This is a genomic window from Pseudomonas sp. KK18, assembly GCF_037094675.1.
Classification (GTDB): Bacteria; Pseudomonadota; Gammaproteobacteria; order Pseudomonadales; family Pseudomonadaceae; genus Aquipseudomonas.
In genome coordinates this window covers 1,906,259-1,923,422 of the sequence record NZ_CP146605.1, presented here as the reverse complement: position 1 = coordinate 1,923,422, position 17,164 = coordinate 1,906,259, and the positions used below count along the sequence as shown (strand labels likewise).

The window sequence follows — 17,164 nt, the reverse complement described above, 5'->3', positions numbered from 1 at the left end:
GACGGTCGACAACCTGTCAAAGCCTTGCGGATTGAACAATCATGCGTAATAACCAACCCGTTACCCAGCGCGAACGTACCTTCCCCGCTCAGCAACGGTTGATCTCCACCACGGATGCCAAAGGCGTGATCACCTACTGCAACGACGCCTTCGTCGAGATCAGTGGGTTTTCCCATGACGAACTGCTGCGTGCCCCGCACAACCTGGTTCGTCATCCGGATGTGCCGGCGGCAGTGTTCGCACACATGTGGTCCACGCTCAAACAAGGCTTGCCATGGATGGGCATCGTCAAGAACCGCTGCAAGAGCGGTGATCACTATTGGGTCAACGCCTATGTGACACCGGTCTTCGACGGCAACCAGGTGATCGGCTACGAGTCGGTGCGGGTCAAGCCCACCGCCGAGCAGATCCGCCGTGCCGAAGCGCTTTACCAGCGCATCAACCAGGGCAAGCCGGCCATCCCGCGCCGCGACAAGTGGCTGCCGGTGTTGCAGGACTGGCTGCCGTTTATCCTGGTCAGCCAGTTGAGCTTCCTGATTGGCGTGTGGCTCAATTCCCACTGGGGCTTTGCCCTGGCAGCGGCGCTGTCGGTACCGCTGGGCCTGTTGGGCCTGAGCTGGCAACAACGCGGGCTCAAGCGCTTGCTGCGCCTGGCCGAACAGACCACCTCAGACCCGCTGATCGCGCAGATGTACACCGACAGCCGCGGCGCCCAGGCGCGCCTGGAAATGTCGATCCTCAGCCAGGAGGCGCGCCTGAAGACATGTCTTACCCGTTTGCAGGACACGGCTGAACACCTCAACTCCCAGGCGGCGCAGTCCAATACCCTGGCGCATAACAGCTCCAGCGGTCTTGAACGCCAGCGCGTGGAAACCGAACAGGTGGCCACCGCGGTCAACCAGATGGCCGCGACGACTCAGGAAGTCGCCAGCCATGTGCAACGCACCGCCGATGCCACCCAGGAAGCCAATCGCCTGACCGGGCGTGGCCGTGATATCGCCGGCGAAACCCGCGAAGCGATTCAGCGCCTGTCGGTGGCCGTGGGCGAGACCGGCGTGACCGTGACCCAACTGGCCAAGGACAGTGACGAAATCGGTGGCGTGGTGGATGTGATCAAAGGCATCGCCGACCAGACCAACCTGCTGGCACTGAACGCGGCCATCGAAGCGGCCCGTGCCGGGGAGATGGGCCGGGGCTTCGCAGTGGTGGCCGACGAAGTGCGGCAACTGGCCCAGCGCACCAGCGAGTCCACCGGGCAGATTCATGCGCTGATCGCCAAGCTGCAACAGACCGCCAGCGCGGCCGTACAAACCATGGACGCCGGGCATCGCCAGGCGGAAGAAGGTGTGGCACGGGTGATGGAAGCGGATCAGGCGCTGATCGGGATCAGCGAGGCGGTGGCGCACATCACTGATATGACGGCGCAGATTGCGGCGGCGACCGAAGAGCAGAGCTCGGTGGCGGAAGAGATCAGCCGTAACATCAGCACCATTGCGCTGCTGGCGGACCAGACGTCGGAACAGGCGTTGAATTCGGCGCAGTTGAGTGAAGAGCTGACGCATACCGCCAATACTCAGTATTCGCTGGTAGAACGCTTTAACCGGTAAACCGCTTTCGCGAGCAAGCCCGCTCCCACATTTGGAATGCATTTCAAATGTGGGAGCGGGCTTGCTCGCGAAAGGGCCCTATCAGGCGCCGAGAAACCCGGCCACCTTCACCGCCGCAGCCTCCAGATGCTGCTCATGACTGAACCCCGAAGCCTTCAACGGCTTCAAATCATGATCCCCCGCCACCAGCCACATCACCTCGATGCTCGGCGACAACACATACCCTTCCACCGCCGCCCGATTGCCCAGTGCATCCCGCTCACCCTGCACAATCAACGTCGGCGTCTTCAGGCCGGCCAGGTGCTCGGTCCGTGGCTTCTCCGGCTTGCCCACCGCATAGAACGGATAACCCAGGCACACCAGCGCGTCCGCGCCCAATTCATCCGCCAATAGACTGGCCATCCGCCCGCCCATGGACTTGCCGCCCACCGCCAGTTTCCCAGCGACATGACGTCGCACCTCGGCATACACCTCACGCCAGCATTCCAGCAGTTTCGGCGCCGGGTTCGGCGGACGTTTACCGCCATCCACACGACGCTGGGCCATGTACGGAAACTCGAAGCGCAATACGTTCACGCCATGCCCCGCAAGGCGTGCAGCCATGTCTTCCATAAAGCCCGAGTCCATTGGCGCGCCCGCGCCGTGGGCCAGGATCAGCGTCGCGGGCGTACGCGCGATAGACCCTGTCGCGGCCTTCCACAACCAGCCGCGTTCCCGCACACACTGCGCCCATTGATCCCCGTCAATACTGGCCTTGTGCTCTTTGCCCATGCTTGCCTCGCTTTTTAGTCTGCCTATAACTCCAGCCCAAGTGCCGCATTTGCTTGGGTTGAACCGTGGATGGGGAACCATGAACACTACTTTAAGTACCGCCTATAACTACAAGGTGGTCCGCCAATTCGCCATTATGACGGTGGTGTGGGGCATCGTCGGCATGGGGCTCGGGGTTTTTCTCGCTGCCCAGTTGGTATGGCCCGAACTCAACTTCAATTTGCCCTGGACCAGTTTCGGCCGCTTGCGCCCGCTGCACACCAACGCGGTGATCTTTGCCTTTGGCGGTTGCGCGCTGTTTGCCAGCTCCTTCTACTCGGTGCAACGCACCTGCCAGACCCAATTGTTCGCGCCAAAGATCGCGCAGTTCTGCTTCTGGGGCTGGCAGCTGGTGATTGTGCTGGCCGCGATCACCTTGCCGCTGGGCTACACCAGCTCCAAGGAATACGCCGAGCTGGAATGGCCGATCGACATCCTGATCACCATCGTCTGGGTGGCCTATGCCATCGTGTTCTTCGGCACGGTTATGAAGCGCAACACCAAGCACATCTACGTCGGTAACTGGTTCTTCGGTGCGTTCATCATCACCGTAGCGATCCTGCATATCGTCAACAACCTGGAAATCCCGGTCAGCCTGACCAAGTCCTACTCGCTGTACGGCGGTGCGACGGATGCCATGGTGCAGTGGTGGTACGGGCATAACGCGGTAGGCTTTTTCCTCACCGCCGGCTTCCTCGGGATGATGTACTACTTCGTGCCGAAACAGGCCGAACGTCCGGTGTATTCCTATCGCCTGTCCATCGTGCACTTCTGGGCCCTGATCACCCTGTACATCTGGGCCGGCCCGCACCACTTGCACTACACCGCGCTGCCGGACTGGGCACAGTCCCTGGGCATGGTGATGTCGCTGGTACTGCTGGCACCGAGCTGGGGCGGGATGATCAACGGGATGATGACCCTGTCGGGCGCCTGGCATAAGTTGCGCAGCGACCCGATCCTGCGCTTCCTTGTCGTCTCTCTCGCGTTCTACGGCATGTCGACCTTCGAAGGGCCGATGATGGCCATCAAGACGGTCAACGCCCTCTCCCACTACACCGACTGGACCATCGGCCACGTACACGCCGGGGCGCTGGGTTGGGTAGCGATGATCTCCATCGGCGCGCTGTATCACATGATCCCGAAAATCTTCGGTCGCGAGCAGATGTACAGCCTCGGCCTGATCAACGCGCACTTCTGGCTGGCCACCATCGGCACCGTGCTCTACATCGCCTCGATGTGGGTCAACGGCATCGCCCAGGGCCTGATGTGGCGTGCAGTCAACGAAGACGGCACCTTGACCTACTCCTTCGTCGAAACCCTGGTGGCCAGCCACCCAGGCTTCATCGTGCGACTGGTGGGCGGGGCGATCTTCCTCAGCGGCATGTTCCTGATGGCTTACAACACTTGGCGCACCGTGCGTTCGGCACAACCCGCCGAAGTCGCCGCTGCGGCGCAGATGGCCTGAGGAGTCGATGATGAAACACGAAACCATTGAAAAGAACGTCGGCCTGCTGATGCTGCTGATGGTGCTCGCCGTGAGCATCGGCGGCCTGACCCAGATTGTGCCGCTGTTCTTCCAGGATGTGACCAACAAGCCAGTGGAAGGCATGAAGCCCTACACCGCGCTGCAACTGGAAGGCCGCGACATCTATATCCGCGAAGGCTGCGTACAGTGCCATTCGCAGATGATCCGCCCGTTCCGCGCCGAAACAGAGCGTTATGGCCACTACTCGGTGGCCGGTGAAAGCGTGTGGGATCACCCGTTCCTGTGGGGCTCCAAGCGTACCGGGCCGGACCTGGCCCGCGTCGGCGCGCGCTACTCGGACGACTGGCACCGCGCGCACTTGTACAACCCGCGCAACGTGGTACCGGAATCGAAGATGCCGGCGTACCCATGGCTGGTCACCGCCCCGGTCGACAGCAGCCACACCGAGACCAAGCTCAAGGTGATGCGCACCCTCGGCGTGCCGTACACCGACGACGACATCGCCGGTGCCGTGGCCTCCCTCAAGGGCAAGACCGAGATGGACGCGCTGGTTTCGTACCTGCAAGTGCTCGGCACTGCCATCAAGAGCAAGAGGTGAGCCATGGGATTTGATTTCGATGCTGGAACCATCCGCGGGCTTGGCACGCTGGTCGTGGCCATCGCCTTCATCGGCTTGTCGCTGTGGGTGTTCAACTCCCGGCGCAATTCGGAGTTCGCCGAGGCGTGCCTGCTGCCGTTTGCCGATGAACCGCTACCGCCAACCCCCGACGCTCAAGAAGAGCCTGCAACAAGGAGCAACCGGCCATGACTACCTTCTGGAGTACATGGATCTGTGTACTGACCCTCGGCAGCCTGATCGGCCTGACCTGGCTGTTGATCGGCACCCGCAAGGGCGAGACCAAGGGCAGCGTGGACCAGACCATGGGCCACGCCTTCGACGGGATCGAGGAGTACGACAACCCGCTGCCGCAATGGTGGTTCATGCTGTTCGCCGGCACCCTGGTGTTTGCCGTCGGCTACCTGATCCTCTACCCGGGCCTGGGCAACTGGAAAGGCGTATTGCCGGGCTATGAAGATGGCTGGACCCAGACCAAGGAATGGGACAAGGAGATGGCCAAGGCCGACGCCAAATTCGGGCCGATCTTCGCCAAATTCGCGGCCATGCCGGTGGAAGAAGTTGCCAAGGACCCTCAGGCGCTGAAAATGGGCGGCCGCCTGTTCGCCTCCAACTGCGCGGTGTGCCATGGCTCGGACGCCAAGGGCGCCTACGGCTTCCCGAACCTTGCAGACAACATCTGGCGCTGGGGCGGTTCGGCGGATGCAATCAAGATGACCATCATGAATGGCCGTCATGCCGCGATGCCGGCCTGGGGTGAAGTGCTGGGTGAGGACGGTGTGAAGAACGTCGCAGCCTATGTGCGCCATGAATTGGCAGGCCTGCCGCTGCCGGCGGACAGCACCGCGGATGTCGCCGCGGGCCAAGTGGCATTCAGCACCACCTGTGTCGCCTGCCACGGGCCGGAAGGCCATGGCGTGGAAGCCATGGGCGCGCCGAACCTGACGCAGCCAGGTGGCTTTATCTACGGCACCAGCCTGGCGCAGTTGCAGCAGACCATTCGCCACGGCCGCCAGGGCCAGATGCCTGCGCAGGAAGTACTGCAAGGCAATGACAAGGTGCACCTGCTGGCCGCCTATGTTTACAGCCTGTCCCACAATGCTGATGGCGCAACGCCTGACAGCCAACCCGAGTAATCCTGCACCACCCAAAAGCCGCGCCTGATTCAGGCGCGGCTTTTTTGCGACCCATTGTCGCACCCTTCCGATCGCTGACTTTCCCCTCCTGCCATTCGGGTCTACGCTTGTTTGCACAGTGGACTGGCATTGGCCGGTCGACGGCCGACTTGCACTCGATGGGTTGAAACATTTCTGCTCGATGACAGGCGCAAAGGCTGGTACCTACCGGCTGTCGTGCCACTGGCCATTCGTCACCCGAGCTGCTTGTTTACACACACTCAGTTACAAGTACCTTCGACCCGTTTAAAATCCTGTCCAAGTCGTCAGCTTTTAACCCTGAATTTTGTCCTTACGCCAAACATGGAAAGGGCGCAGAATCTGGTTTGGAACGCATTGACGCAGGTCACCTTGCGTTGCAATGGAATCTTGCTTTCTCCATACTTGCGACCGATTTTTACCCTATAAAAAAACTAAACCGTGGAACCTTAGAATGAGCACAGCAATCAGTCCGACTGCTTATAACTATAAGGTAGTCCGCCAGTTCGCCATCATGACGGTGGTCTGGGGGATCCTTGGCATGGGGCTCGGCGTTTTCATTGCCTCGCAACTGGTTTGGCCAGAGTTGAATTTTGGCCTGCCATGGACGACATTTGGACGCCTGCGCCCGTTGCACACCAACCTGGTGATTTTCGCCTTCGGTGGATGTGCACTGTTTGCCACTTCTTACTACGTCGTGCAGCGAACCTGCCAAACGCGACTGATTTCCGATGCACTGGCGGCCTTTACCTTCTGGGGTTGGCAAGCGGTCATCGTGGGCGCGATCGTCACCCTGCCGCTGGGCTACACCACCACCAAGGAATACGCCGAGCTGGAATGGCCGATCGCCATTTTGCTGGCGATTGTCTGGGTGACCTACGCAGTGGTGTTCTTCGGCACCATCGTCAAGCGCAAGACCAAGCACATCTATGTCGGCAACTGGTTCTACGGGGCATTTATCCTGGTGACGGCGATGCTGCATATCGTCAACCATGCGTCCTTGCCGGTCAGCTTCTTCAAGTCCTACTCGGCCTACGCCGGTGCGACGGACGCAATGATCCAGTGGTGGTACGGCCACAACGCCGTAGGTTTCTTCCTCACCACCGGCTTCCTGGGGATGATGTACTACTTCGTGCCGAAACAGGCCGAGCGTCCGATCTACTCCTATCGCCTGTCCATCGTGCACTTCTGGGCCCTGATCACCCTGTACATCTGGGCCGGTCCGCACCACCTGCACTACACCGCATTGCCGGACTGGGCCCAGTCCCTGGGCATGGCGATGTCGATCATCCTGCTCGCGCCAAGCTGGGGCGGCATGATCAACGGCATGATGACCCTGTCGGGCGCCTGGCATAAATTGCGCACCGACCCGATCCTGCGGTTCCTCGTGGTCTCCCTGGCGTTCTACGGCATGTCGACCTTCGAAGGCCCGATGATGGCCATCAAGACGGTCAACTCGCTGTCCCACTACACCGACTGGACCATCGGCCACGTACACGCCGGCGCCCTCGGTTGGGTAGCGATGATTTCCATCGGCGCGCTGTACCACATGATCCCGAAACTGTTCGGCCGTGCGCAGATGCACAGCGTCAGCCTGATCAACACCCACTTCTGGCTGGCCACCATCGGTACCGTGCTCTACATCGCCTCGATGTGGGTCAACGGCATCACCCAGGGCCTGATGTGGCGTGCAATCAACGATGACGGCACCCTCACCTACTCCTTCGTCGAAGGGCTGCAAGCCAGCCATCCGGGTTACATCGTGCGCGCCCTGGGCGGTGCGATCTTTGCCAGCGGCATGCTGTTCATGGCCTACAACGTGTGGCGCACCGTGCGTGCCTCCGACCCTGTAGAAGCCGAAGCCGCTACCAAGATCGCCGTTGTGGGAGCTCACTGATGAAGCATGAAGTAGTCGAGAAGAATATCGGCCTGCTGGCCTTCTTCATGGTCATCGCCGTGAGTATCGGCGGCCTGACCCAGATCGTTCCGCTGTTTTTCCAGGACGTGACCAACAAGCCGGTGGAAGGCATGAAGCCGCGCACCGCCCTTGAACTGGAAGGCCGCGACGTCTACATCGCCAACGGTTGTGTCGGCTGCCACTCGCAGATGATCCGCCCGTTCCGTGCCGAAACCGAACGCTACGGCCACTACTCGGTCGCCGGTGAAAGCGTGTGGGACCACCCATTCCTGTGGGGTTCCAAGCGTACCGGCCCGGACCTGGCCCGGGTCGGCGGTCGTTACTCCGATGACTGGCAGCGTGCGCACTTGTACAACCCGCGCAACGTGGTGCCCGAATCGAAAATGCCGGCGTACCCGTTCCTGGTCGAAAACAAACTCGACGGCAAGGACACCGCCAAGAAGATGGAAGTCTTGCGCACCCTGGGCGTGCCCTACACCGACGAAGACATCGCCGGCGCGGCAGCGGCCGTGAAGGGCAAGACCGAAATGGACGCACTGGTGGCCTACTTGCAAGGCCTTGGCACCATCATCAAAAGCAAACGGTGATCTGGATGGATATCGGGATGATTCGAGGCCTGGGCACCGTTGTCGTGATGGTGGCCTTTATCGGCCTGGCCTTGTGGGTGTTCAGCCCCAAGCGCAAGTCGGAGTTTGAAGACGCGACGTTGCTGCCCTTCGCGGATGATCCCGAAGCCATCAAGCACGTCGTGGAAGCGTCTAGGAGTAACAAAGAATGACTACGTTCTGGAGTCTGTACGTCACAGTCCTCAGTCTGGGTACCATTTTCGCCCTGACCTGGCTGCTGCTGTCGACCCGCAAGGGCCAGCGCGCCGAGCAAACCGATGAAACCGTCGGCCACTCGTTCGACGGCATCGAGGAGTACGACAACCCGCTGCCCAAATGGTGGTTCATGCTGTTCGTCGGCACCATCATCTTCGCCCTCGGTTACCTGGCGCTGTACCCTGGCCTGGGCAACTGGAAAGGCCTGCTGCCGGGCTACAACTACCTCGACAACGACAAGCAAACCCCGTTTGCCAATGGCCAGACCGGCTGGACCGGCGTGCACGAATGGGAAAAGGAAATGGCCAAGTCGGACGCCCGGTTCGGGCCGATCTTCGCCAAGTTCGCCGCCATGCCGATCGAAGAAGTGGCCAAGGACCCGCAAGCCTTGAAGATGGGTGGCCGCCTGTTCGCCTCCAACTGCTCGGTGTGCCACGGTTCCGACGCCAAGGGTGCCTACGGCTTCCCCAACCTGACCGACGCCGACTGGCGCTGGGGCGGCGACCCGGCCACCATCAAGGAAACCATCATGAAGGGCCGCCACGCGGTGATGCCGGCGTGGGCCGAAGTCATTGGCGAGCAAGGCGTGGCCGATGTGGCCGGCTTTGTGGTGACCAACCTCGATGGCCGCAAATTGCCGGAAGGCGCGAAGGCAGACGTGGCCAACGGCGAGAAACTCTTCGCCGCCAACTGCGTGGCGTGCCACGGTCCCGCCGGTAAAGGTACCCCCGCCATGGGTGCACCTGACCTGACCCACCCTGGCGCGTTCATCTACGGCTCGAGCTTCGCGCAACTGCAGCAGACCATCCGTTATGGCCGTCAGGGCCAGATGCCTGCGCAGGAGCAGTTGCAGGGCAATGACAAGGTGCACTTGCTGGCGGCGTATGTTTACAGCCTGTCCCATGGAGACAAGGCAGCTGAGGAGCAGTAAGCATTAAAACCAAAAAGCCCCGCGCAGCCAATGCTGCGCGGGGCTTTGGTAATGGGGCATTGGTGGAACTCAACTTACCCCGAGGACGAGGCGTTACCGTTCTTCATGCACTTGGTCCACTCTTTTAATAGCAGCGTTGATCGCCCCCCGATCAGCCGATTTAGACCAATCCGTCAGTCCTAACTGTGCCACTAACTCAGGACGACTCAAGATTTCCCGCGCGACCATCGCTTCATCTGGGCCGCGATCATGACGCGTCCCATCCGCGATGTTCTTCAGTGAAGCGTAAGTCACACCCTCCCTGCGATCAATCCCACCCCAACCGCGCTCCGGGTAATAGGTGTCATATTCATTCAGGAGCTTTTGCGCCAGCTCTTTATCACTCATCGTGGCCAGGGGAAACCCCATATTCTGACCCACGGTTATGATACTTTCACGATCGATTTTGCCATCGTGCTTATGCTTTCCGTACCCATCGAGTTTCTCCATGAGTACAGGATTTTCCAGCAGCGAACGGGCGAAATTCATGTCGTCACTGCTGTAGCCACTCTGCGCAGAGGCATACGCTACCTGTCGTAGAGAGTCGCGGGTGATGTAGTCTGGTTGCGCAGGGTCGGCATACTTATCAAAGTTTCTGAGTAGACGGTCGGCCACCCGATAATCATTCCAACTACTGAATTGCTCTACGCTGATGCCAGAGGATACTGGCAGCGTCGAAGCCGATGGTGGAACGGCTCCAACATTATGCGTGTCATTAGCACGTTGAATGGTCATTGGTTTCCTCGATTTGAATAACGTCAAAACAAAATAAATTTATCGGCGCGCAAGAGACCTAGGCATAACGTTCAACAATTGCTCATCAAAGGTTTCATCGTGGTAACGCTACGCGCTGCTACAAAACATTGCCGAACACTGATCCAGACTTGATCTCAACGTCGGCATTTCCTGCGTGGCAATAACGCGATCAGCGTTCCTACAACAAACGTTTCATTCTGTGTAAACAAAGGCTCGTTTGGGCCTAAGAACTGATATCGCAGAAGCGTCAGCTTCCTAACCAATCGTTGTAGGTTATTTAACAGCGCAAAAAGCAGTTATAAAAACGCCACCACACCGGCCCGTAGACCTCTCCTGATTTACTTACTCAACACCAGGAAGTCGCAAGGGAAACGGCAAGGTGCACTTGCTGGCGGCGTATGTTTCGGACTGTCCCATGGGAACAAGCCGCCAGACGCCGTGTGAGGAAAAGCGGTGAAAAAAAACGGCCCCGCCAGTGGAGATTGGCGGGGCCGTTTTGTTTTCAAGTCGAAAAAGTCGTCACCGCCAGCAACGCATCTACATTTGAGATTGATCAAGAAAACCGCAGGTAGTAACGTGACTACATTCGTACTCCATACGGAGGTTAGCCCCCATGACCATCACCACCATTTCCAGCCGTGAATTCAATCAAGACACAAGCGGTGCCAAAAAAGCCGCCCGCCAAGGCCCGGTTTTTATCACTGACCGGGGCAAGCCTGCCCATGTACTGCTAAGTATTGAGGACTACCAAAAACTGACAGGCCTCAATGCCGACATCGTTGACCTGTTGGTGATGCCTGAAGCGGCAGATATCGAGTTCGAAACCGAACGCGCCGTGATCACTCATCGACCCGTGGACTTCACTTGATGTATCTACTCGACACCAACGTCATCTCTGAACTGCGCAAACCCCAGGCCGATGCCAAGGTCGTCGCCTGGGCCAAAAGTGTCATCGCGCCACGGATGTATATTTCAGCCATTACCTTGAAGGAACTGGAAACAGGAGTCCTGCGAATGGAGCGGCGTGATCCCGCCCAGGGGAAGGTTTTGCGCACATGGCTCAAGCGCCATGTCATGCCGGCGTTTGATGCCAGAATCCTGCCGATTGATGCAGCAGTTGCCCTGCGCTGTGCCAGCTTGCATGTGCCAGACCAAGCCAACGAAAGTGACGCGCTGATCGCTGCAACCGCGCTGGTTCATGGGCTGACAGTGGTCACCCGCAACATCGGCGACTTTCAATCCAGCGGCGTCGCGCTGATCAATCCATGGGACGAATGACCGGTAAGGCTGCGAAAACCGTCCATACTTCACAAGTCAATTGACCCAGATCACGTACACCATCAATTGATTTCCCCCAACGCGACCAAAGGTCGCACCCGTCGAAGGGTATCAGGGGCGTATCATTAGGCCACTGCAACACCCCTATTTTGACCCCGGCTGGCACGTACTGGCCGAGGCAAATCTCCACTGCCGTGGGATGCAATGATGAGCAACCAGATTCCGGTACATGACGTTACTCCGCCTGCCAAAAATTCGAATAACACCGTCGATCTCTACGCATCGCGGGAGAAAATCTACACCCGTGCCTTCACCGGTTTGTTCCGCAATCTGCGGATGCTCGGGGGTGCCGGTTTGTTCCTGCTCTACTTCGGCACCGTGTGGCTGAACTGGGGTGGCCACCAGGCAGTCTGGTGGAACCTGCCGGAACGTAAATTCTTCATTTTTGGCGCGACTTTCTGGCCCCAGGATTTCATCCTGCTGTCGGGCATCCTGATCGTGGCGGCGTTTGGCCTGTTCTTCATCACCGTGTATGCCGGCCGCGTCTGGTGCGGCTACACCTGCCCGCAAAGCGTGTGGACCTGGATCTTCATGTGGTGCGAAAAGGTCACCGAAGGCGACCGCAACCAACGCATCAAGCTGGACAAGGCGCCGATGAGCACCAACAAGTTCCTGCGCAAGTTTGGCAAGCACAGCCTGTGGCTGATCATCGGCTTCGTCACCGGCATGACCTTTGTCGGCTACTTCTCGCCGATCCGTGAACTGGTGTTCGATTTCTTCACCGGCCAGGCGGATGGCTGGTCGTATTTCTGGGTCGGCTTCTTCACCCTCGCCACCTACGGCAACGCCGGCTGGCTGCGCGAGCAGGTGTGCATCTACATGTGCCCGTATGCGCGTTTCCAGAGCGTGATGTTCGACAAGGACACGATGATCGTTTCCTACGACCCGCGCCGTGGCGAAGTCCGTGGGCCGCGCAAAAAAGGTATCGACTACAAGGCCCAGGGCTTGGGGGACTGCATCGATTGCACGATGTGCGTGCAGGTGTGCCCTACCGGCATCGACATCCGTGACGGCCTGCAGATTGAATGCATCGGCTGCGCTGCCTGCATCGACGCCTGCGACAACATCATGGACAAGATGGAATACCCGCGCGGGCTGATCAGCTACACCACCGAGCACAACCTGTCCGGGCAGAAAACCCATAAGCTGCGCCCGCGCCTGATCGGTTATGCCCTGGTGCTGCTGGCGATGATCAGCCTGTTGGTGGCCGCCTTCTTCGTGCGCTCGCTGGTGGGTTTCGACGTCAGCAAGGACCGCGTGCTGTACCGCGAAAACGCCGAGGGCCGGATCGAAAACGTCTACAGCCTGAAGATCATGAACAAGGACCAGCGCGACCACACCTACGTGCTTGACGCCGCAGGCCTGCCCGACCTCAAGCTGCAAGGCCGGCGCGAGATCAAGGTAGCGGCCGGGGAAATCTTCAGCATGCCGGTGGAGTTGTCGAGCGCACCGGAACAACTGCCGTCGAGCACCAACGAGGTGAAATTCATCCTCAGGGATGCCGATGACGACAGCGTCCACATTGAAGCCAAGAGCCGATTCATCGGCCCACAAGTCCGTTAATAGAGAGCCGAACAATGCCCGCAGCTACTGCCGCAAGCCCCTGGTACAAGCACCTCTGGCCCTGGATCATCATTGGGATCCTGACCTGCTCGGTGACGTTGACCTTGTCCATGGTGACCATCGCGGTGAACAACCCCGACAACCTGGTCAACGACAACTATTACGAGGCCGGCAAAGGCATCAACCGTTCCCTGGACCGCGAACTGCTGGCCCAGACTCTGCAACTGCGGGCCAAGATGCACCTGGACGAGTTGACCGGCGAAGTCGAATTGCACCTGACAGGCAACAGCGGGCCCGGCACCCTGGAGCTGAACCTGATTTCGCCGACCCAGCCGGAGAAGGATCGCAAGATCATCCTGACCCGCAGCGACAGCGAGCCCGGCCGCTACATCGGCCAGGTGACCGACAAGGTCGAAGGCCGCCGCTTCGTCGAGCTGCTGGGGGTGGAAGGCGACCGGACCTGGCGTATGTTTGAAGAAGAACAGGTCAGCCATGACAAGGACTTGCTGCTGGGCGACGAGCCGCTGCAGGGTGCTGAAGACCTGAAAAAATAGAGCGTCACCTGTTTGATCGTTCCCACGCTCTGCGTGGGAATGCATCCCGTGACGCTCCGCGTCACAAGAGCGGACGCGGAGCGTCCAGCGAAGCGTTCCCACGCAGAGCGTGGGAACGATCATCGGAACTGAGCCATGACCACCCCGACCCCTTGCTACCACTGCGCCCTGCCCGTGCCGCCCGGCAGCCGGTTCACTGCCGTGATCCTCGGCGAGCCCCGCGAGCTGTGCTGCCCGGGCTGCCAGGCGGTGGCCGAGGCAATTGTCGCCGGTGGCCTGGAAAGCTATTACCAGCACCGCAGCGAAGCCTCGGCCAACCCCGAGGCGCTGCCGGTGCAACTGGTGGACGAGCTGGCGCTGTATGACCGTGCCGATGTGCAAAAGCCTTTCGTGCGCCACGACGGTGACCTGTCGGAAGCCACACTGTTGATGGAAGGCATCAGTTGCGCCGCCTGTGGCTGGCTGATCGAAAAACACCTGCGCAGCCTGCCCGCCGTGGCCGAGGCACGCCTGAACCTGTCCAACCACCGCCTGCACGTGCGCTGGGCCGACGGGCAATTGCCCCTGAGCCAACTGCTCGGCGAATTGCGTCACATCGGCTACGCCGCCCACCCGTACCAAGCCGACCGCGCCGCCGAACAACTGGCCAGCGAAAACCGCCTGGCCCTGCGTCAACTGGGGGTGGCCGGGCTGCTGTGGTTCCAGGCGATGATGGCGACGATGGCCACCTGGCCGGAATTCAATATCGACCTGAGCCCGGAGCTGCACGTGATCCTGCGCTGGGTCGCGATGTTTCTGACAACGCCCATCGTGTTCTACAGCTGCGCGCCGTTTTTCAAGGGGGCGATGCGCGACCTGCGCACCCGCCACCTGACCATGGATGTTTCGGTGTCCCTGGCCATTGGCGGTGCCTACCTGGCCGGAATCTGGACCGCCATCACCGGCACCGGCGAACTGTATTTCGATGCAGTCGGCATGTTTGCCCTGTTCCTGCTGGCTGGGCGCTACCTGGAGCGTCGCGCCCGGGAACGCACGGCGGCAGCCACCGCGCAGTTGGTCAACCTGTTGCCGGCCTCGTGCCTGCGCATGAGTGCCGATGGGCAGAGTGAACGGATCCTGCTCAGCGAGCTGGCCCTGGGCGACCGGGTACTGGTGCATCCGGGGGCGGTGCTGCCAGCAGACGGCATCATCCTCGACGGCCAGTCGAGCATCGACGAATCGCTGCTGACCGGCGAGTACCTGCCGCAACCACGCCAGGTCGGCGATGCCGTCACTGCCGGCACCCTCAACGTCGAAGGTGCGCTGACCGTCGAAGTCCGCGCCCTGGGCCACGACACGCGCCTGTCGGCCATCGTGCGCCTGCTGGAGCGGGCCCAGGCGGAGAAACCCCGGCTGGCGGAGATCGCCGACCGCGCCGCCCAATGGTTCCTGTTGTGCTCATTGGTCGCCGCTGCGGTCATCGGCCTGGTGTGGTGGGAGCTGGATTCGTCACGGGCGTTCTGGATCGTGCTGGCGATGCTGGTTGCGACCTGCCCTTGCGCCCTCTCACTGGCAACACCCACCGCCCTGACGGCAGCCACCGGCACCCTGCACAAACTCGGCCTGCTGCTGACCCGCGGCCACGTGCTGGAAGGCCTGAACCAGATCGACACGGTGATTTTCGACAAGACCGGCACCCTTACCGAAGGTCGCCTGGCGTTGCGCGCGATCCGCCCGTTGAGCCTGCTGGGCAGCGACGAGTGCCTGAGCCTTGCGGCGGCGCTGGAGCAACGTTCGGAACATCCGATCGCCCGCGCATTCGGCCGCGCGCCGTTGGCGGCGGATGAAGTGCTCAGCACGCCGGGCCTGGGCCTGGAAGGCCGCGTCGGTGACCGCCGGTTGCGCATTGGCCAGCCGGGTTTTGTCTGCGAGCTGAGCGGCTGCGCCCTCCCCGCCTCGCCGAAGGAAGCCGGCCAATGGCTGCTGCTGGGCGACACCGACGGCGCCCTGGCCTGGTTTGTCCTGGATGACCGCCTGCGCAGCGACGCGCCCGCCTTGCTCGCCGCCTGCAAGGCACGCGGCTGGCGCACGTTGCTGCTGTCGGGAGACAGCTCGCCGATGGTTGCCAGTGTCGCCGCCGAGCTGGGCATCGACGAAGCCCATGGCGGCCTGCGCCCCGATGACAAGCTGCAAATGCTGCAACAGCTGCACAAGGAAGGCCGCAAGGTGCTGATGCTCGGCGATGGCGTCAACGATGTGCCGGTGCTAGCCGCCGCCGATATCAGCGTGGCCATGGGCTCGGCCACCGACCTGGCCAAGACCAGCGCCGACGCGGTGTTGCTGTCGAACCGCCTCGACGCCCTGGTGCAAGCCTTTACCCTGGCCCGGCGCACCCGCCGGGTAATCATTGAAAACCTGCTGTGGGCCGGGCTGTACAATGGCCTGATGTTGCCGTTTGCCGCCCTCGGCTGGATCACTCCCATCTGGGCGGCGATCGGCATGTCCCTCAGTTCGTTGACCGTGGTGCTCAATGCCCTGCGCCTGACTCGCATGCCGAGCACGCCAGCCGTGAGCCCCGCCCCCGTAACCCGCCCGCTGCCGGCATGAGCCGCGCGGGCATGGAGTGCAGATGCCAGCTCTTTACGTGATGATCCCGGCGGCGCTGTTGATCGTTGCCATCGCCATTTACATCTTCTTCTGGGCGGTGGACAGCGGCCAGTACGACGACCTCGATGGCCCGGCCCACAGCGTGCTGTTCGATGACCAGGACCCGAACCACCTGGCGGCCGTCGATGAAGCCAACGGCCCTGAACAACCGCCCAAGCCGAAAGATCCGCCCCATGCTTGAACTGGCGCCCCTGCTGGTCTCGGCGGTGATCCTCGGCCTGCTGGGCGGCGGCCATTGCCTGGGTATGTGTGGCGGCCTGATGGGCGCGCTGACCCTGGCGATTCCCAAGGAGCAACGCAGCCGGCGCTTTCGCCTGCTGCTGGCCTACAACCTGGGGCGCATCCTCAGCTACGCCACCGCGGGCTTGCTGATCGGCCTGGCCGGCTGGGCCGTGGCCAACAGTCCGGCAGCGATGTTCATGCGCATCCTCGCCGGGCTGTTGCTGATCTGCATGGGCTTGTACCTGGCCGGCTGGTGGAGCGGCCTGACCCGTATCGAAAGCCTCGGGCGCGGCCTGTGGCGGCATATCCAGCCGGTTGCCAACCGTTTGCTGCCGGTGTCCAGCCTGCCCCGGGCGTTGCTGCTGGGTGCGCTCTGGGGCTGGTTGCCGTGCGGGTTGGTCTACAGCACGTTGCTGTGGGCGGCCAGCCAGGGCAATGCGCTGGACAGTGCGGTGCTGATGCTCGCGTTCGGCCTTGGCACCTGGCCGGTACTGCTGGCCACGGGCTTAGCCGCTGATCGAGTCACCGCGTTATTGCGCAAACGCAGCGTGCGGATGGCCGGTGGCCTGCTGGTCATGCTGTTCGGCATCTGGACCTTGCCCGGGCCGCACCAGCACTGGCTGATGGGCCACTAGATCGCCATGTGGCATAGCGCCGCTCCCCGTTGATGCAAATCAAGATGGCTTCCCCACCCAGCCCCTAG

At 61.1% G+C, this 17,164-nt stretch carries 18 protein-coding genes; 16 read left to right on the top strand and 2 right to left on the bottom strand.

Translation table 11 applies throughout. The annotated features are described in order from the left end of the window. The first annotated feature begins 41 nt into the window (after nucleotides 1–41). Complete coding sequence (locus tag V6607_RS08625; protein ID WP_003219005.1) at nucleotides 42–1,607, top strand: PAS domain-containing methyl-accepting chemotaxis protein; 1,566 nt, start codon at nucleotides 42–44, stop codon at nucleotides 1,605–1,607. 81 nt (nucleotides 1,608–1,688) lie between these two features. Here V6607_RS08625 and V6607_RS08620 read toward each other — a convergent pair whose 3' ends face one another. Continuing rightward, nucleotides 1,689–2,378: an alpha/beta family hydrolase gene (locus V6607_RS08620; protein ID WP_134325956.1), complete on the bottom strand. Its 690-nt coding sequence runs from the start codon at nucleotides 2,376–2,378 to the stop codon at nucleotides 1,689–1,691. A gap of 79 nt (nucleotides 2,379–2,457) precedes the next feature. Between V6607_RS08620 and ccoN (V6607_RS08615) the strand changes: the two genes are divergently transcribed. From ccoN (V6607_RS08615) to ccoP (V6607_RS08580), 8 genes are all read left to right on the top strand, one after another. Beyond that, complete coding sequence (gene ccoN, locus V6607_RS08615) at nucleotides 2,458–3,882, top strand: cytochrome-c oxidase, cbb3-type subunit I (RefSeq protein ID WP_003219009.1); 1,425 nt, start codon at nucleotides 2,458–2,460, stop codon at nucleotides 3,880–3,882. A gap of 10 nt (nucleotides 3,883–3,892) precedes the next feature. After that, the gene (gene ccoO, locus V6607_RS08610; protein WP_003219010.1) at nucleotides 3,893–4,501 is read left to right on the top strand and encodes a cytochrome-c oxidase, cbb3-type subunit II; all 609 of its coding nucleotides are present in this window, start codon (nucleotides 3,893–3,895) and stop codon (nucleotides 4,499–4,501) included. A 3-nt stretch (nucleotides 4,502–4,504) separates the two neighbouring features. Continuing rightward, nucleotides 4,505–4,711 (top strand): cbb3-type cytochrome c oxidase subunit 3, encoded by a 207-nt coding sequence (locus tag V6607_RS08605; protein WP_008437576.1) that lies wholly within the window; start codon nucleotides 4,505–4,507, stop codon nucleotides 4,709–4,711. After that, on the top strand, nucleotides 4,708–5,655 hold the full coding sequence (gene ccoP / locus V6607_RS08600; protein ID WP_003219014.1) for a cytochrome-c oxidase, cbb3-type subunit III: 948 nt from the start codon (nucleotides 4,708–4,710) through the stop codon (nucleotides 5,653–5,655). The genes V6607_RS08605 and ccoP (V6607_RS08600) overlap by 4 nt, the downstream gene beginning before the upstream one ends. Nucleotides 5,656–6,127: 472 nt before the next feature. After that, entirely contained in the window at nucleotides 6,128–7,570 is a 1,443-nt protein-coding gene (gene ccoN / locus V6607_RS08595) for a cytochrome-c oxidase, cbb3-type subunit I (protein WP_003219015.1), read from the top strand. Next, nucleotides 7,570–8,178, top strand: coding sequence for a cytochrome-c oxidase, cbb3-type subunit II (ccoO, locus tag V6607_RS08590; protein ID WP_003193167.1), 609 nt, complete (start codon nucleotides 7,570–7,572; stop codon nucleotides 8,176–8,178). The genes ccoN (V6607_RS08595) and ccoO (V6607_RS08590) overlap by 1 nt, the downstream gene beginning before the upstream one ends. Nucleotides 8,179–8,183: 5 nt before the next feature. After that, nucleotides 8,184–8,369, top strand: a complete 186-nt coding sequence (locus tag V6607_RS08585) for a CcoQ/FixQ family Cbb3-type cytochrome c oxidase assembly chaperone (RefSeq protein WP_008437575.1) — start codon at nucleotides 8,184–8,186, stop codon at nucleotides 8,367–8,369. Next, nucleotides 8,366–9,343 carry a cytochrome-c oxidase, cbb3-type subunit III gene (gene ccoP / locus V6607_RS08580; RefSeq protein WP_003219020.1) on the top strand — a complete coding sequence of 326 codons (978 nt, stop codon included), beginning with the start codon at nucleotides 8,366–8,368 and terminating at the stop codon, nucleotides 9,341–9,343. Before V6607_RS08585 ends, ccoP (V6607_RS08580) begins: the two co-directional genes overlap by 4 nt. Before the next feature lie 93 nt (nucleotides 9,344–9,436). On the opposite strand, the gene V6607_RS08575 is transcribed toward ccoP (V6607_RS08580), so the two are convergent. Beyond that, nucleotides 9,437–10,117 carry a hypothetical protein gene (locus V6607_RS08575; protein WP_177437393.1) on the bottom strand — a complete coding sequence of 227 codons (681 nt, stop codon included), beginning with the start codon at nucleotides 10,115–10,117 and terminating at the stop codon, nucleotides 9,437–9,439. 634 nt (nucleotides 10,118–10,751) lie between these two features. Between V6607_RS08575 and V6607_RS08570 the strand changes: the two genes are divergently transcribed. From V6607_RS08570 to V6607_RS08540, 7 genes are all read left to right on the top strand, one after another. Further along, nucleotides 10,752–11,006, top strand: a complete 255-nt coding sequence (locus tag V6607_RS08570) for a type II toxin-antitoxin system Phd/YefM family antitoxin (RefSeq protein ID WP_003219024.1) — start codon at nucleotides 10,752–10,754, stop codon at nucleotides 11,004–11,006. Continuing rightward, nucleotides 11,006–11,416, top strand: a complete 411-nt coding sequence (locus V6607_RS08565) for a type II toxin-antitoxin system VapC family toxin (protein WP_102368383.1) — start codon at nucleotides 11,006–11,008, stop codon at nucleotides 11,414–11,416. Before V6607_RS08570 ends, V6607_RS08565 begins: the two co-directional genes overlap by 1 nt. A 207-nt stretch (nucleotides 11,417–11,623) precedes the next feature. Further along, complete coding sequence (ccoG, locus tag V6607_RS08560) at nucleotides 11,624–13,039, top strand: cytochrome c oxidase accessory protein CcoG (RefSeq protein ID WP_134325955.1); 1,416 nt, start codon at nucleotides 11,624–11,626, stop codon at nucleotides 13,037–13,039. Nucleotides 13,040–13,053: 14 nt separating this feature from the next. Next, entirely contained in the window at nucleotides 13,054–13,593 is a 540-nt protein-coding gene (locus V6607_RS08555; protein WP_003219030.1) for a FixH family protein, read from the top strand. A 135-nt stretch (nucleotides 13,594–13,728) separates the two neighbouring features. Continuing rightward, nucleotides 13,729–16,179, top strand: coding sequence for a heavy metal translocating P-type ATPase (locus tag V6607_RS08550; RefSeq protein ID WP_134325954.1), 2,451 nt, complete (start codon nucleotides 13,729–13,731; stop codon nucleotides 16,177–16,179). A 22-nt stretch (nucleotides 16,180–16,201) separates the two neighbouring features. Continuing rightward, complete coding sequence (gene ccoS, locus V6607_RS08545; protein ID WP_003219033.1) at nucleotides 16,202–16,420, top strand: cbb3-type cytochrome oxidase assembly protein CcoS; 219 nt, start codon at nucleotides 16,202–16,204, stop codon at nucleotides 16,418–16,420. After that, nucleotides 16,413–17,096, top strand: coding sequence for a sulfite exporter TauE/SafE family protein (locus tag V6607_RS08540; protein WP_003219035.1), 684 nt, complete (start codon nucleotides 16,413–16,415; stop codon nucleotides 17,094–17,096). Before ccoS ends, V6607_RS08540 begins: the two co-directional genes overlap by 8 nt. Nucleotides 17,097–17,164 lie beyond the last annotated feature (68 nt).